16 protein-coding genes and 1 tRNA gene are annotated in these 15,604 nt (G+C 65.3%); 8 read left to right on the forward strand and 9 right to left on the reverse strand.

Annotated elements, in window-relative coordinates:
* Positions 1 to 41 precede the first annotated feature (41 nt).
* From AYJ57_RS07315 to AYJ57_RS07340, 6 genes are all read right to left on the reverse strand, one after another.
* On the reverse strand, positions 42 to 758 hold the full coding sequence (locus AYJ57_RS07315) for an LrgB family protein (RefSeq protein ID WP_066103263.1): 717 nt from the start codon (positions 756 to 758) through the stop codon (positions 42 to 44).
* Complete coding sequence (locus tag AYJ57_RS07320) at positions 755 to 1,129, reverse strand: CidA/LrgA family protein (protein WP_318246643.1); 375 nt, start codon at positions 1,127 to 1,129, stop codon at positions 755 to 757. The genes AYJ57_RS07315 and AYJ57_RS07320 overlap by 4 nt, the downstream gene beginning before the upstream one ends.
* Before the next feature lie 263 nt (positions 1,130 to 1,392).
* Positions 1,393 to 1,468, reverse strand: a tRNA-Thr gene (locus AYJ57_RS07325).
* Between the two features lie 45 nt (positions 1,469 to 1,513).
* Positions 1,514 to 3,085 carry a heme biosynthesis protein HemY gene (locus AYJ57_RS07330; protein WP_066103266.1) on the reverse strand — a complete coding sequence of 524 codons (1,572 nt, stop codon included), beginning with the start codon at positions 3,083 to 3,085 and terminating at the stop codon, positions 1,514 to 1,516.
* An 18-nt stretch (positions 3,086 to 3,103) separates the two neighbouring features.
* Complete coding sequence (locus AYJ57_RS07335; RefSeq protein WP_066106824.1) at positions 3,104 to 4,672, reverse strand: COG4223 family protein; 1,569 nt, start codon at positions 4,670 to 4,672, stop codon at positions 3,104 to 3,106.
* A gap of 13 nt (positions 4,673 to 4,685) precedes the next feature.
* A complete protein-coding gene (locus AYJ57_RS07340) occupies positions 4,686 to 5,486 on the reverse strand; it encodes a uroporphyrinogen-III synthase (RefSeq protein WP_066103270.1) in 801 nt (266 codons plus the stop codon).
* An 88-nt stretch (positions 5,487 to 5,574) separates the two neighbouring features.
* Between AYJ57_RS07340 and tsaD the strand changes: the two genes are divergently transcribed.
* From tsaD to AYJ57_RS07365, 5 genes are all read left to right on the forward strand, one after another.
* Positions 5,575 to 6,654 carry a tRNA (adenosine(37)-N6)-threonylcarbamoyltransferase complex transferase subunit TsaD gene (tsaD, locus tag AYJ57_RS07345; RefSeq protein ID WP_066103273.1) on the forward strand — a complete coding sequence of 360 codons (1,080 nt, stop codon included), beginning with the start codon at positions 5,575 to 5,577 and terminating at the stop codon, positions 6,652 to 6,654.
* Positions 6,651 to 7,610: an NAD(P)H-dependent glycerol-3-phosphate dehydrogenase gene (locus AYJ57_RS07350; protein WP_066103276.1), complete on the forward strand. Its 960-nt coding sequence runs from the start codon at positions 6,651 to 6,653 to the stop codon at positions 7,608 to 7,610. Before tsaD ends, AYJ57_RS07350 begins: the two co-directional genes overlap by 4 nt.
* Before the next feature lie 2 nt (positions 7,611 to 7,612).
* On the forward strand, positions 7,613 to 7,885 hold the full coding sequence (locus AYJ57_RS07355; protein ID WP_066103279.1) for a YciI family protein: 273 nt from the start codon (positions 7,613 to 7,615) through the stop codon (positions 7,883 to 7,885).
* A gap of 10 nt (positions 7,886 to 7,895) precedes the next feature.
* A complete protein-coding gene (locus AYJ57_RS07360) occupies positions 7,896 to 8,315 on the forward strand; it encodes an EVE domain-containing protein (protein WP_066103281.1) in 420 nt (139 codons plus the stop codon).
* A 69-nt stretch (positions 8,316 to 8,384) separates the two neighbouring features.
* A complete protein-coding gene (locus AYJ57_RS07365) occupies positions 8,385 to 8,777 on the forward strand; it encodes a DUF1761 domain-containing protein (protein WP_066103284.1) in 393 nt (130 codons plus the stop codon).
* A 230-nt stretch (positions 8,778 to 9,007) separates the two neighbouring features.
* On the opposite strand, the gene AYJ57_RS07370 is transcribed toward AYJ57_RS07365, so the two are convergent.
* Positions 9,008 to 9,349, reverse strand: coding sequence for a DUF2853 family protein (locus AYJ57_RS07370; protein ID WP_066103286.1), 342 nt, complete (start codon positions 9,347 to 9,349; stop codon positions 9,008 to 9,010).
* Positions 9,350 to 9,618: 269 nt separating this feature from the next.
* Here AYJ57_RS07370 and AYJ57_RS07375 point away from each other — a divergent pair, with 269 nt between their 5' ends.
* Both AYJ57_RS07375 and AYJ57_RS07380 read left to right on the forward strand, forming a co-directional pair.
* On the forward strand, positions 9,619 to 10,056 hold the full coding sequence (locus tag AYJ57_RS07375) for a universal stress protein (RefSeq protein ID WP_066103289.1): 438 nt from the start codon (positions 9,619 to 9,621) through the stop codon (positions 10,054 to 10,056).
* A gap of 17 nt (positions 10,057 to 10,073) precedes the next feature.
* Positions 10,074 to 11,639 (forward strand): alanine/glycine:cation symporter family protein, encoded by a 1,566-nt coding sequence (locus tag AYJ57_RS07380; RefSeq protein WP_066103292.1) that lies wholly within the window; start codon positions 10,074 to 10,076, stop codon positions 11,637 to 11,639.
* Positions 11,640 to 11,700: 61 nt separating this feature from the next.
* On the opposite strand, the gene AYJ57_RS07385 is transcribed toward AYJ57_RS07380, so the two are convergent.
* Both AYJ57_RS07385 and ahcY read right to left on the reverse strand, forming a co-directional pair.
* Entirely contained in the window at positions 11,701 to 13,050 is a 1,350-nt protein-coding gene (locus tag AYJ57_RS07385; protein WP_066106826.1) for an esterase-like activity of phytase family protein, read from the reverse strand.
* Between the two features lie 338 nt (positions 13,051 to 13,388).
* Positions 13,389 to 14,774 (reverse strand): adenosylhomocysteinase, encoded by a 1,386-nt coding sequence (gene ahcY / locus AYJ57_RS07390; RefSeq protein ID WP_066103295.1) that lies wholly within the window; start codon positions 14,772 to 14,774, stop codon positions 13,389 to 13,391.
* A gap of 147 nt (positions 14,775 to 14,921) precedes the next feature.
* Between ahcY and AYJ57_RS07395 the strand changes: the two genes are divergently transcribed.
* Positions 14,922 to 15,602: an FkbM family methyltransferase gene (locus AYJ57_RS07395; RefSeq protein ID WP_157374015.1), complete on the forward strand. Its 681-nt coding sequence runs from the start codon at positions 14,922 to 14,924 to the stop codon at positions 15,600 to 15,602.
* Positions 15,603 to 15,604: the final 2 nt, after the last annotated feature.

Below are 15,604 nucleotides of genomic sequence, written 5' to 3' on the forward strand. Positions count from 1 at the left end.
TGCCCTGACCTCGTGCTGCCGGCTCTCCGGCTCTGACCGCGCTACTCGAACAGATGCAGCACCAGTGGCGCGAGGATGCCCGTCAGCACCGCGTTCATCCCCATGCCGATGCCCGCAAAGGCCCCGGCGGTCGGATGCACCTGCAACGCCCGCGCGGTGCCGACGCCATGCGCGGCAACACCCGTTGCAAAGCCGCGCGCACGCCAGTCGCGCAGCCCCAGCGCATTGAGCATCGGCGTCACCGCGATCGCCCCGATCATCCCGGTCAGCAGCACCAGCACCGCGGTCATCGCCGGATCGCCGCCGAGCTTTTCCGAAATGCCGATCGCCACCGGCGCGGTGGCCGATTTCGGCGCCAGCGAGGCCAGCAGCTGCCCTTCCGCCCCCAGCGCCTTTGCCAGCCCAAGCGCCGAGACCACCGCCGTCAGCGAGCCTGCCAGCAGCGCCAACGCCATGGGCAGCGCGGCCTTGCGCACCCGGCGCAGGTTGGCGTGCAGCGGCAGCGCCAGCGCCACCGTCGCCGGGCCAAGCATGAAGTGGACGAATTGCGCGCCTTCGAAATAGGTCTCATAGGGGGTGCCCGTGGCCATCAGCAGCGCGCCCAGCAGGATCACCGAAAGCATCACCGGATTGAACCACGGCTTGCCGCGGCTGAGCCGGAAGATCCGGTCGGCGATCCAATAGGCCACCAGCGTCGCCGTCAGCCACAGCAGCGGGCCGCTTTCGAGATACGACCAGACGAGAAGCGGATCGGTCATGCGTCTTCCTCCTCGTCGGTATTGCCGGTGAGCCGCGCCACCCACTCGAAGGTCAGCGCGCCGACGCAGATCGCCAGAAGCGTCGATCCGATCAGCGCCGCCCCCAGCGCCAGCGCATTGGACGACAGCTCGGAGAGCCGCGCCACCGCGCCCACGCCCACCGGCACGAAGAGCAACGAGAGGTTCTGCAAAAGGAAGCTCGCCACCGGGCGGATCAGCTCAAGCAATTTGGGCGACAGCACCATGCCGACGACCAGCGCCACCATGGCCAGCACCGGGCCGGGCAGCGGCAGGGAAAACATGCGGGAGAGGACTTCGCCGCCGAGCTGAAACAGCAGCAGCGCGATGATTCCGGTGACAATGGCGGGCACGTGACTTGTCCTCGTGAGTGTATTGCGTGCCGCTGCGTTAGGGGGAACATCCGCTCAAGTCGAGAGCGCGGCCGCCTTCGGCCACCGAAACTGCCCATGACGGCATCAAGATGCCTCCGCGATGACCAAAGCGCCGCGCTGCCCCTCCTTCCTCTTGGCGAAAGTATCCCGGGGGAGTCCGCGCAGCGGACGGGGGCAGAGCCCCAAAAACGCAAAAGGCCACCCGCGCGGGTGGCCTTCTGATCCGGTCTCCGAAGAGACGGTGGTGCCGCTGAAGGGACTCGAACCCCCGACCCCATCATTACGAATGACGTGCTCTACCAGCTGAGCTACAGCGGCACTGGTGGGCGGCCTCTTAGCACCGGGGCCGCCCTAGGAAAAGGCCTATTTTGCCTTCTCAGGTTCGGCGTTCTGGGCCGGCTCTTCAACGGTCTCGGCGTCCGGCACATCCGGGCGTTTCTCCGCGTCCGTGCCAGCGGTCTCGACCGGCGGTTCAGCCGGCGTTTCTTTTGGGGCCTCCTGCGTCGGGGTCAGCACTTCGGGCGCCTCGGGCTCTGCGGTCGGCTCGTCGGTCTTGTCCTCGAGCGCGCCGATGATCAGCGGCAGCATCTCTGCGCCCGCCGGGGCCACGTCGGAATGCGGCGGGTTGCGCCAGCTCAGCGTGTCGAACCCTTCGCAATTGTCGCAGACCGGCACCCATTCGGCGTGCACGTGGTGACACTTGTCGCAGACCCACTGCGGGCCTCGCGGCGCCACCAGCGCCTTGGCCAGCCAGCCGCGCACCACCTGCTCGCCAGCGCCCTCGCCCTTGGCGATCGCCGCCATGACGGTCAGCACGCGGGCATCGGGCTCGGTTTCGGCGAGGTTGCCCACGGCGCGGCGCGCCTCGGGGAAATCCTCGGCGGCGAGCGCAAGCTCGGCCTTCAGCAGACGGGTTTCGCGGTGGTCAGGCTTGACCGAGGTCAGCGTGCCGAACCGCTTCATCCGCGCCTGCGGCGTCTCGTCGGGGGCGATCTCGGCGAAGGCGGCGGCAAGGTCCGGATGCGGCTGCACCGACCATGCCTTCTTGAGGATGCGGGCGGCGAGCTTGGGCTTTTCCTGCGCAATGTAGGAGCGGGCCGCCATGGAGGCACCGGGGATGAGGTCCGGCGAGCCTTTGGAGGCAGCGATGGCCGCCTCGCGGGCTTCGATCGGCTTGTCCTCATCCATGATGTCCTTGGCTTCCGACAGCGCCAGCACCGCGTCGCGGCGACGGTAGATGTCACGCGGCAGCGCGCCGTGCTTGAGCTTGGCCGAGAGCGTTCTGCGCGCGCCCTGCCAATCGTGCTTTTGCGCCTGAAGCTGCAGCAGAACGTCCTGAATTTCCTCATGCTTGGGCTTCAGCGCAAAGGCGCGTTCCGCCAGCTTGAGCGCGGTGTCGGTGTCGCCCTTCGCCAGCTTCTGCTTGAGCATGCCGCGGATGCCGACAAAGCGGGTCTGCTCGTTGGTGATGAGCTTTTTGTAGACCTCTTCGGCCTTGCGCGTGTCCCCGGTCAGCTCGGCCGCCTGCGCGGTCAGCAGATGGGTGACTTCGGGCTTGTGCAGGTAGCGCTCGGCCTTCTGCGCCTTGGCCATGGCCAGCTTGCCCTCGCCCGAGGCCAGCGCCAGCAGGCCTTCGGACATGGCCTGATAGCCTTTGCGCTCGCGGTTGCGGTCGAAATAGCGCGACAGCGCGGTGTCATCGCCGTTGATGAACTTCAGGATCGCGATGAGCAGCGACACCAGTTTGAAGACCACCCACAGCACGAAGACCAGCACGATGGCGGCGATCACCGACTGCAGCGGCCCAAGGGTGAATTCCATTCCGCCGGCGGTGATCTGCACCCCGCCCTGACTTTCCATCAGGTAGCCAGCCCCAAGGGTGAGCGCCGCGACGGCGGCGACGAAGAGAACGATTTTCAGAAGTGACCAAAGCATGAAAACGAGCCCTTACCCTCAGTTCTGGTTCAGAGTTTGTGCGACGGCATCGGCCCCGTCGAGTGCGGCCTTGCGCTTCTCGGCGCTGGCGACCCAGTCCGAGAGTTCTTGTTGCGCGGGTTCCGGCAATGCCGCAACCTCGCTCAGCACCGCGCCAAGATCGCCCGAGCGCAGCGCCGCTTCGGCGCGCGACAGGACGGCATCGGGATCGTCGCCCGCGCGCGGCTCTACCGAGCGCGCGCCAAGCTGATTGGCAAAGAAGGTGGCAACGCGGCTGGTGGTGTCCTCATTGGTCGCCTCGGCCCGGCGCGCCGCCGAAAGCGCATCGCGCGCGGCGGGCGGGAAGTCGGCCTCGAGCGCCGAAAGCGTCGGCACACCGTCACCCGCCGGGGCGCTCAGCCCCTCGGGCACATCGACACCGTTTTCCTGCAGCGTGGCCAGCGCCTCGGCATAGGGGGCCCCGTCGCGCAACGCGGTCTCGATATCGGCCAGCGCCGAGCGCGACTCGGCGGTCAGCGCCTGATCCGAGGCGGCTTCGCGGGCCTGCATGGCCTCCTGCGTCATCTGCTCGACCTCGGCGCGCTGCGTCTCGATCGCGGTGCGCACATCGGCCAGCGCCTTTTCATAGGCCGCCATGGCCTCGGGCGAGACCGATTCCGAAAGCCATTGGTTCTGCATGTCCTCGATCCGGGTCTGCAGCTGCGCCACCTGCTCGCTCAGCGAGGCGGCACTGCCCTCGGCATTGGCCATGCGCTGGCCGAGATCGACGGCGGAGTTCTCCAGATCGGTGAGGTCGATGCCGCCAACCTGCGAGGCGGTGTCCTCGAGCGTCGCGCCAAGCGCGTCGATCTGCTGGGACTGATCGGCCAATGCGGCGCGGGTCTCTTCCTCGAAGGCGCCGGAGGCGTCGCCAAAGGGGAAGGTGCCGGACTGATAGGCCGACGCGCCCCAGCCGAGCGCCGCGGCGATGATGCCGCCGACGACCATGGGCACGAAGCCGCCCTTGCGCTCGATCACCTTCTCTTGGATCACCTGCGGCGGCACGGTGGCGGCGGGTTCGGGCGAGACAGGCTCGCGCGCCATCGGGTCGGAGGCGGGGTCGATCCGCTCTTCCTCGACCACGACAGTGTCGGCACCGGCGGACCCCAGTGTGTCCTCGGCCTGCGCCGGTGTGTCCTCATCCGCGTCAAGTTCGACCGCTTCGCCCACCGAGTGGATGGATTCCATCGAGTTCGCCGGCTCATGCGCGACCGTGTCGTCTTCGTTCGAGACAGCCAGCGTATCATCGCCAGAGAGCGGATCGCCTTCACCGACGGTATCGGCCTCGCTCAGCGTGTCGTCACCCTCGGCCCGCTCCGTATCGGCCCCGGCAAGACTGTCGTCCGCATCCGCATCTTCGGTATCGTTGGTGGCAGCGTTCTGCACCTCGGCGGCCAGCGTGTCGTCGCCCGTGGATGCGGTCACGCTCTCCTCGGAGGTCTCACCCTCCGAGATCTCGCTTTGGGTGGGCTCGGTCTCGGGCGTCAGGCCCTCATCCCGTTCCGTGTTTTCATCGACGCCGGTCTTTGGCTTCTTCTCGTCGGCCACGCGGTCCACCCTTTCAATCTGTCGCGCGCGGGTCCCTGCCGGACCCTGCGTCACGTTGATAACTTTCCACAGACCCGGCGCGCTCTACAAGCGGTCGCGCGCATTCTAGAAGCTTTCCCACCGACTTACGCATCAGCTGCCCCTCGGGTCGCGAAACAATGTCTGAGTCGAGAACATAGTGGCCAGAGCAAGCTCCGGCCACCTCTGCGCTCATGTATGCGGCGAAAAGCGGCGCGGTTGCGCTAACGGCCGCTACGGCTTCCACAAAAATCCGGGCAGTTCGCGGTGAAAAAAGCGGCACTACCACCGGAAGCCTGCCCTGCAGCGCGGCAATCGCCTCGGCGGTCAGCGGGCGAGTCGGCTGGTCGTAGATCACCGCCTCAAGGCAGGGTTGGCCCGCCGCGCCCAGCCGGGCCGCCAGATCGCCGCGCGCATGGGTGCCGCGCAGATGCAGAAGCTGGCCGCCCGGCGCGTCGGCGAGGATCGCCGCAAGCAGCGACTCGGCATCGCCCCCGGCCACGCGCGGCACCATGCCCAGATCACGCGCCGCCCGCGCCGTGGCCTCACCCACCGCATAGCACAGCGGCAGCGGCGCCCCGCCCAGTTCGGCATAGGCGCGCACACCGTTGGCAGAGGTGAAGATCAGCCCGGTGATCCCCTCCATCTGCGGCAGCGGGCCCGTAGGCTCGACCTCGATCAACGGGCTGATAACGGGGGTGAAGCCGCTGATGCCCTCCTCGGCCAGCTCCTGCACGAACCGCTCGGAGGCCGCGCGCGGGCGGGTGAGCAGCAGGAGAGGCTGGGTGTCGGGCATCCTTGCTCCTGTATTCAGAAGGGCTGGGATTGTGGCAGCGTTTCTGTGGTGGTAGCTGCAAGAGCAAAGGGATGCAACGGACGCGCTGATGGCTGAACTGACGATCCTCGGGCTGGAAAGCAGCTGCGACGACACCGCGGCGGCGGTGCTGCGCGGGCGGGAGATCCTGTCTTCGGTGGTGCTTGGGCAGGCCGAACTGCATGCGGCCTTTGGCGGCGTGGTGCCCGAGATCGCCGCCCGCGCCCATGCCGAGAAGCTCGATCTGGCGGTGGAACAGGCCTTGGTGCAGGCCGGTGTGCCCGTGGGCGAGCTTGACGCCATTGCCGTCACCTCCGGCCCCGGGCTGATCGGCGGCGTGCTGTCGGGCGTGATGATGGCCAAGGGCATCGCCGCCGCCACCGGCAAGCCGCTCATCGGGGTGAACCACCTCGCGGGCCATGCGCTGACGCCGCGGCTGACCGATGATCTGGCCTATCCCTATCTGATGCTGCTGGTCTCGGGCGGGCACTGCCAGTTCCTTGTGGTGCGCGGCCCGCAGGAGTTCACCCGGCTTGGCGGCACCATCGACGACGCGCCGGGCGAGGCGTTCGACAAGACCGCACGCCTGCTTGGCCTGCCGCAGCCCGGCGGCCCTTCGGTCGAGGAAGAGGCCCAAAAGGGCGACGAGAAACGCTTCCGCTTCCCAAGGCCGCTGCTCGACCGCGAGGGCTGCGATCTGTCCTTCTCGGGTCTGAAGACCGCACTGCTGCGCATGCGCGACAAGCTGATCGACGAACAGGGCGGGCTGCACGCGCAGGACCGCGCCGATCTTTGCGCCGGGTTTCAGGCGGCGGTGCGCGACGTGCTGGCCGAGAAGACCAAGCGCGCATTGCGGCTCTATCTCGAAGGCAATCCCGCCCAGCCCGCGCTTGCCGTGGCGGGCGGTGTCGCGGCCAACAAGGCTCTGCGCGGGGCGCTCGAGAGCCTGTGCGACGCGCATGGCGTCAGTTTCACCGCGCCGCCGCTGCGGCTGTGCACCGATAATGCCGCGATGATCGCCTATGCGGGCGGCGAGCTTCTGGCGGCGGGCGAACGCTCGGACATGACGCTGGCCGCGCGCCCGCGCTGGCCGCTCGACAAATCGGCGGCCCCGCTTCTCGGCTCGGGCAAGAAAGGCGCCAAAGCATGATCGGCGTGCTTGGCGCTGGCGCGTTCGGCACCGCTCTGGCCGTGGCGCTGGCCCGTGATGGCCGCAAGGTGATGCTCTGGGGCCGCAACGCCGAGACGATGGCCGAAATGGCCTGCACCCGCCAGACCGCGCGCCTGCCCGGCGTAACCCTGCCCGAAAGCATCGAGATCACCGCCGATCTGCCGCGCACCGCCGAAGCCGAGACGCTGCTTCTGTCGGTGCCAATGCAGACGCTTTCCGCCGTATTGGGGTCGATCGAGAGCTCTCTCGAAGGGCAAAAGCTGGTCGCCTGCTGCAAGGGCATCGATCTGGCCACCACCACCGGGCCCAGCCATGTGATCGCCCACGCCAAGCCCGACGCCCTGCCCGCAATCCTCACCGGCCCCAGCTTTGCCGCCGACATCGCGCGCGGCCTGCCGACGGCGCTGACGCTCGCCTGCGAGGACGCCGAGGCTGGGCTGGTGCTGCAGCATGTGCTCTCGACCAAGACGCTGCGGCTCTATCGCAGCCTCGATGTCACCGGGGCCGAGGTTGGCGGCGCGCTGAAGAACGTCATGGCCATCGCCTGCGGCGCCTGCATCGGCGCCGGTCTGGGCGACAGCGCCCGCGCCGCGCTGATGACCCGCGGCTTTGCGGAGATGACCCGCCTTGCGGTGCACCTGGGGGCGAAACCAGAGACGATTACGGGGCTTTCGGGCCTTGGCGATCTGGCGCTCACCTGCACTTCGGACCTGTCGCGCAACTATCGCTATGGCCAGTCGCTGGGCCGCACTGAGGGTTTCGATCCGTCGGTGACGGTCGAGGGCGCCGCAACCGCACGCGCGGTCACTGCGTTGGCCACGCGCGAGGGGATCGCCATGCCGATCTCTGCCGTTGTCGCCGGTCTGACCGAGGGACGCGTTACCATTGCCGAAGCTCTGGATGAGCTTCTTTCCAGACCCCTGAAGGAGGAATGACCATGCTCGTCGCACTTATCGCCAAGGACAAAGCCGGTGCCCTGCAGATCCGCAAGGACACCCGCGCCGAACACCTCGCCTATATCGAGCGCACCGGCGTGGTCGCGCAGGCCGGTCCGCTGCTGGATGATGCGGGCGAGATGGCGGGCAGCCTGGTGATCCTCGACGTCGAGGATATGGCCGCCGCGCAGGAGTGGGCCGACAAAGACCCCTATGCGCTCGCCGGTCTGTTCGAGAGCGTCACCCTGACCGCGTGGAAAAAAGTCATCGGCTGAGGATGCTGCGATGAGATACTGGCTCTTCAAGTCCGAGCCCTCGACCTGGTCATGGGATGACCAGGTCGCAAAGGGCGAGGCGGGCGAGGAATGGGACGGGGTCCGCAACTATCAGGCCCGCAACTTCATGCGCGAGATGGCGCTTGGGGATCGCGGCTTTTTCTACCATTCGCAGAAGGAGAAGGCCGTCGTCGGCATCGTCGAGATCTGCGCCGAGGCGCATCCCGACAGCAAGGCCGATGACCCGCGCTGGGAATGCGTGGACATCAAGGCCATCGAGAAACTACCCACACCGGTGACGCTCGACGAGATCAAGGGCGATCCGGCGCTGTCCGAGATGGCGCTGATCAAACAGTCGCGCCTGTCGGTGCAGCCGGTGACCGAGGCCGAGTTCCAGCACATCTGCGCCAAAGGCGGCCTGAAGGCCTGATCCCGCGATTGCCGCTAGGCAGCACGCCCGCTTTGCGGCAGGCTTCCCGCGACAGCGAGGGAGGCCTTGATGGACTTGATCAGCGTGATCGTCGCGGCATTGGCTGGCTGGCTCTTCGGCGCGGGCTGGTACATGAGTCTATCGAAGCCTTGGCTCGCAGCCTCTGGCATAGAGTGCGACGCTTCGGGCAAGCCGAAGAACGGCAGCCCCCTGCCCTTTGTGCTATCGGCCATCGCGATGCTGCTGGTGGCGGGCATGATGCGGCACATCTTTCATATGGCGGGCATCGCCAGCCCCGGTGCCGGTCTGGTCGCGGGGCTGGGCATCGGCCTTTTCTTCATCGCGCCGTGGATCATGATCAACAACGCCTACGGCCAGCGGCCCTTCAAGCTGACGCTGATCGACGGCGGCTATGCGACTTTTGGCTGCGCGGTGATCGGGCTGGTGCTCGGTCTGTTCTAGGCGGCCTGCCCGTCTAGGCTGCTCGCAGGGCATGAGCCCACGGGGATCCGATATCGAGATTGGAAACGGAAAAGGGGCCCGACGCATCGCCGGACCCCTTGCCACCCCACGCGCACTCCCACAGGCGCTGCGGTGAAACCAGATCCGACCTTCTGGCCGGACCCTCAAAATGCCATCGCAAAGCGACTCTGGCAAAGGCGAACTGTCTAAAATCCAGCGCTCCTATGCGCTCAGCCGTAGACCGCCTCTTTGCCGAAATGCTTGACCAGCAGGTAATAGACCACGGCGCGGTACTTGTTGCGCTCGGAATGGCCATAGGTCTCGACCACCGAATGGATCGCATCCATCAGCTCCGGCCCGTCGTCGAGCCCAAGCTTCTTGATCAGGAAGTTGTCTTTCACTGTTTCCAGTTCGTGATCCTGACTGGAGGCGACGGTCGAGGCATCAGCGTCATAGATCGACGGGCCGCAGCCGATGGTGACCTTGGTCAGCAGATCCATGTCCGGCTCGACACCGCATTTGCTGCGCAGGTCCTCGGCGTATTTTTCGATCAGATCGTCTCTCTTGCCCATGTCGCTCTCCCAAAGGACGTGTTGCACCGGGCCACAGCAGCCGTTTCCCGGCAAGACCGACTATAGTCAGGCGGCATTGTTGAAAAAAAGGAGAAAATTTTCTCCTCCTCCCCGCTCCTTTAGGCGGGAACCTGCGGCATTTTGCTTTTTTTCGTGACAAATGCGTAACGTCGCCCGCAGCATAGACCCTAGGGAAAGCATCTGCCAAAGAGCCCCGGCCAACAGGGGGCGCAGACGCGGCCTCAGAAAAATCATACCGGGGAAATCCAATGGCAACTGAGACGTTTGTCGTCGCCTACGAGAACAAGGAAGGTGATGACGGCCTGCTCGACTATGCGATCGCGCGGGCCAAGAAGGACAATGCGGCATTGCTGCTTGTCCATATTCTGGAATGGTCGCCCTACAAGTTCCTCACACCGCAGGAGCTTGAAGAGCGGCACGGACGGCGCAAGGAAGAGTTGAAACGCGCGCAGGAGGTCATCCTCGATCCGGCGATGGCCAAGGTGAAGGACGCCGGGCTCGAGGTCGATTGCCGCATCCGATACGGCTCTGTGGTCGAACTGGTGGCAGAGATCGCCACCGAGGCGGAGGCCTCGATGATCATCGTCGGCCGCTCCGGCACGCAATCCATGACGGCGCGCATCTTTGGCTCGGTCCCTCTGGGGCTGGCACAGATTGCCACCGTGCCAACCGTCATCGTGCCGTGAGCCGAAGGAGACCTCTCATGTCCATAAACCAAAACATTCTTCGTGCCGCTCTGCTGCCTGCGACCGCGCTGCTTGCCGCCGCGCCTGCACAGGCTCAGGAAGAGGCGCACAGCATCGACGCCGCGATCAACGAAGCGGTCGGCAATCTCACCGGGCCTTTCGTCAGCTTTATCTTCTCACCTTTTCCCGGCACGTCCTTTCCGTGGATCGTGCTTTGGCTGGTGATCGCTGCGACCATTTTCACGCTCTATTTCGCTTTTGTTCAATTTCGATCCTTCCCGCATTCCATCGCGCTCGTCTCGGGCAAATACTCCGATCCGAACGACGCGGGCGAGGTCAGCCATTTCCAGGCCCTCGCCACAGCGCTTTCGGGCACCGTCGGCCTTGGCAATATCGCCGGTGTGGCGGTGGCCGTCTCGATCGGCGGCCCCGGCGCGACATTCTGGATGATCCTCGCTGGCCTGATGGGCATGGCGTCGAAATTCACCGAATGTACGCTGGGCGTGAAATACCGCAACGAATACCCCGACGGCACCGTGTCGGGCGGCCCGATGTACTATCTCAGCAAGGGGATGACAGAGCGCGGCTTCGGCTGGCTCGGCAAGATCCTCGCGATCTTCTTCTCGATCTTCTGCGTGCTGGGCGCGCTTGGCGGCGGCAATATGTTCCAAGCCAATCAGGCCCATGCGCAGATCGCCAATATCGTCGGCGACTATCCGGGCTGGATCACCGGCGTGATCTTTGCCGCGATCGTCTTTGCGGTGATCATCGGCGGCTTGAAAAGCATCGCGCAGGTGACCGAGAAAGTCGTGCCCTTCATGGGCGTGCTTTATGTCGGCACCGCGCTGATCATCCTGCTGATGAACTTCGACAAGATCGGCTGGGCCTTCGGTCAGGTGTTTGACGGCGCGTTCACCGGTGCCGGTGTCGCGGGCGGGCTTGTCGGTGCGCTGATCCAAGGCTTCAAACGCGCTGCCTTCTCGAACGAAGCGGGCGTCGGCTCGGCGGCCATCGCCCACTCGGCGGTGCGCACCAAAGAGCCGATCACCGAAGGTTTCGTGTCGCTGCTCGAGCCCTTCATCGACACGGTGGTGATCTGCACCATGACCGCGCTTGTGATCATCATCACCGGCGTCATGCAGATCGACCCCGAGACCGGCAATTACATCTGGAACGCCGATCTGGGCCGTGTCGAAACCATCGGCGACGTCTCGGGCGTGGCGCTGACCTCGGCGGCCTTCGGCTCGACCATCTCGTGGTTCCCCTACGTGCTGGCGCTGGCGGTGATCCTCTTCGCCTTCTCGACGATGATCTCCTGGAGCTACTACGGCCTCAAGGCGTGGACCTATATGTTCGGCGAAGGCAAGGCGCAGGAGCTGATCTTCAAGGTGATCTTCTGCATCTTCGTGATCATCGGCGCGGCGATGAACCTCGGCCCGGTGATCGACTTCTCGGACGCCGCGATCTTCGCCATGGCGCTGGTCAACATCTTCGGCCTCTACTTCCTGATGCCGATCGTGAAGGGCGAGCTGACCAGCTACAACGCGCGGCTGAAGTCCGGCGAGATCAAGCGCTACGCGTAAGACCTCCCAAAGCTTAGGGACGGGGGCGCCACAAGGCGCCCCCGTTGTCTTTTGCGAGCGATCACTTCGCCGCCAGCAGCTCCGGCACTTCGAGCAGGATGAACTCGTTGTGCGCCGCTTCGCCCGGCGTGCGGCCGCCCGAGAATGGCAGGTTGTTGTCGTTGGCGACCAGAATGTGGCTCTCGTCCACGGCAATCACGTCCTCGATGGTGAAGAACGGGAAGCTAAAGGTTTCTCCGCCAGCGCCCATACTCGGCAGCGCTTTGGCGCCCGGATCGGCGATGTTCAACAGGTCGATCTGACCGATGCGGCGGATGAAGCCCTCACCGTCGGTCTGGCTCATGTCGACCAGCACAATGTTTTTGACCTTGGCGGGGTTGGGGTAGCAGTCCGAAGTGTCGCTTGCGCCCTCGGCGCAGGCCTGCGCCATGTCGCCCTCGCCATTGTCGCGCTCGATGACCAGCGCGCGGGTCTCGTCGATGAAGTTGAAATCGCCGATCGCGGTGGCGCCTTCGGCAAGCTGGAACTTCACGGTCTCGCCGGTCCATTCGCCTGCTTTAGGGTCGAAAGCGATGACCCGCAGGAACGGGCCTTCGGTCTCGCCGCCCTCGATCAGCACCGGCTTTTCCAGCATCGCCCAGAGCAGATCCGTGCCCGGCTGCAGCGCCATGCCCTCGTAACCGCCCGAGCGCTGCACCTGATAGTCGTTGCCCGCCTTGGCGGGGACGAAGACGCTGTAGGTGTCCGGCCCGTGCAATTCCTTGCCATCGAGCTCGGTGGCGAAGACCTCTTTCACCACACCGTCAAGACCGGCGCGGATGATATAGGGGCCGAACTCGTCGCCGATCCAGACCTCGCCGTCCAGCACCTGAATCGACTCGGTGTCGAAATCGGCGCCGGTCAGGTAGCGGCTCTCTGTGCCTTCATAGGCAATGCGGAAGGGCACCTTATGGTCGGGGTCAGACAGGAAGACGGTCTCGCGGCGCTCGACGTTGCCGGTCTCGAAATCCGGGGCCATCTTGTGAAAGAACAGCAGCGCGTCGGGCGAGTTGCGCTTCGAGCCAAAGCCGTTGTCGGTCAGCGTGTAGAAGCTGCCATCCTCGGCGCGGGTCATGGCAAAGCCCGACATGCCCTGCACCGGCTGGCCGATGAACGGCAGCGAGATGCCGGTGCCGTGGTTGCCGTAGTTCTTGCCGGTGTTGCCTTCGACGCTCATCGCCTGCGCGTTGCGGACGGCGCCGGTGAACTTGCCCGACAGCCATGCATCGCGCGGCGCATCCGCCGGCGGCTCGACCAGCGACAGGGCGGGCAGGTAGGCGTGACCGGCGAGCTTGGCCGGGAAGACTTCCTGAGCCGTGGCGGGCGCGGCAAGCGCGCTGGCGAGGGCAAGGACGGACAGCGAAAGGCGCATCATGTATCTCCTCAGGGATGCTGCAATGCGCCGCTGCTACCGCCCTTGCGTAAAGCTCACGTGGCCGTGATGTGACGCCGGGGTGAAAGTGGAGAGCCGGGTGAGCGCCTGCCCGTGGGGTGGCGCTGCGCCTGTTGAGGACTGCGCTTTATCTCGCCAAATCCGTGTGACACCCGAACGTTTTGCACAGACGACAAAGCGCCAGCCCGCCGGGACGGGCAGGCGCTCGCCCGGCGGCCTACGGCCTCTGCTCCGGGCTCAATGACGCAAAATAATCCAAAAGCAAAACGCCCCACCAAATGGCGGGGCGTTGCAAAAAGCCTGAAACAGGCTCGAAATCAGTAGCGGTAGTGCTCGGGCTTGAACGGGCCTTCCGGCGTCACGCCGATATAGGCCGCCTGCTCGGTCGAAAGCTGGGTCAGCTTGGCACCGACGCGCTCGAGGTGCAGGCGCGCGACCTTCTCGTCGAGGTGCTTGGGCAGGATGTAGACCTTGTTCTCGTACTGGCTGCCGTTCTTGTAGAGCTCGATCTGCGCCAGCACCTGGTTGGTGAAGGAGGCCGACATCACGAAGCTCGGGTGGCCGGTGGCATTGCCGAGGTTCAGCAGGCGGCCCTCCGACAGCAGGATGATCTTGTTGCCCGAGGGCATCTCGATCATGTCCACCTGGTCCTTGATGTTGGTCCACTTGTGGTTCTTCAGCGAGGCCACCTGGATCTCGTTGTCGAAGTGACCGATGTTGCCGACGATGGCCATGTTCTTCATCTCGCGCATATGCTCGATGCGGATCACGTCCTTGTTGCCGGTGGTGGTGATGAAGATGTCGGCGTCGGCGACGACGTCCTCCAGCAGCACCACCTCGAAGCCGTCCATCGCCGCCTGCAGGGCGCAGATCGGATCGGCCTCGGTCACTTTCACGCGCGCACCGGCACCGGCCAGCGAGGCCGCCGAGCCCTTGCCCACGTCGCCATAGCCGCAGACCACGGCGACCTTGCCCGCGAGCATCACATCGGTGGCGCGGCGGATGCCGTCCACGAGGCTCTCGCGGCAGCCGTATTTGTTGTCGAACTTCGACTTGGTGACCGAATCGTTCACGTTGATCGCCGGGAAGGGCAGCAGGCCCTTCTTCTGCAGATCATACAGGCGATGCACGCCGGTGGTGGTCTCTTCCGAGACGCCCATGATCGCGTCGCGGGTCTTGGCGAACCAGCCCGGGCTCTGCTCCATGCGCTTCTTGATCTGCGCGTGGATCACCTCTTCCTCTTCCGAGGTCGGCACACCCAGATCCTCGCCCGCCTCGGCGCGCGCGCCCAGAAGGATGTAGAGCGTGGCGTCACCGCCATCGTCGAGGATCATATTCGCGCCTTCGGCGAACTGGAACGAGCGGTCGAGATAATCCCAATGCTCTACAAGCGTCTGGCCCTTCACGGCAAAGACCGGCGTGCCGCCCGCGGCGATCGCTGCGGCGGCGTGGTCCTGCGTCGAGAAGATGTTGCACGAGGCCCAGCGGACATCCGCGCCGAGCGCCTTCAGCGTCTCGATCAGCACGGCGGTCTGGATGGTCATATGCAGCGAGCCAACGATGCGCGCGCCCTTCAGCGGCTGCGCTTCACCGAATTCGGCGCGGCAGGCCATCAGGCCCGGCATCTCGGTCTCGGCGATATCAAGTTCCTTGCGGCCGAACTCGGCCAGCGCGATGTCCTTGACGAAATAGTCTTCAGCCATGTTCCGGCGCTCCAATTGAAATCTCGGGATCATTGAGCGAGGTAGCATCCCTTGCGATACCCCGCAACGTGGATCACTATCCACGGCAAACCTAAGGCTAACCCGGACCCTGTTCCGGAGCAGAGCCGGACATGCGGCAGGCACTTTGTGAACCAGATACATCCCAGCAACCAGTATGGACGCTACTGCGTGCCCGCCGGACTCGAGGCGCGCCCCGCCGCCAAAGCGGTGCTGGCGGGCGGCGTCTATGAGCCCGAGACCATCGCCTTCATGCGCGCCCACGCAGGCGGCGGCGACGTGATTCATGCCGGAACCTTCTTTGGCGATTTCCTGCCCGGCGTCGCGGCGGCACTGGCCCCGGGCGCGATGCTCTGGGCCTTCGAGCCCAACCCCGGCAGCTGCGCCTGCGCGCGTGAGACGATTGCGCTCAATGGGCTGCAAAATGTCACGCTGACAAACGCGGGCCTGTCGAACCGCGAGGCAGAGATGCTCTTCCGCACCCATGACGCGGCGGGCGCAGCGCTCGGCGGGCTGTCGCATTTCACCGATGCGCCCGGCCCCGGTGTCACGACGGTGCAGACGGCGATGCTGGACTTCGCCATTCCCCGCGACCGCAAGGTCTCGATCCTGCAACTGGATGTGGAAGGCCATGAGAAACAGGCGCTCAAGGGCGCCTATCACCTGCTGCACCGCTGCAAACCGATCCTGATCCTCGAAAACCACGGCAATGAGACATGGGTCCAGCGCAGTTTCCGCGGCCTCGGCTATGAAAAGCGCGGCAAGCTGCATGGCAATTTTGTCTACGCCACAACCGATCTGACTGTCTGAAG

Source organism: Salipiger sp. CCB-MM3, assembly GCF_001687105.1.
Classification (GTDB): domain Bacteria; phylum Pseudomonadota; class Alphaproteobacteria; order Rhodobacterales; family Rhodobacteraceae; genus Salipiger.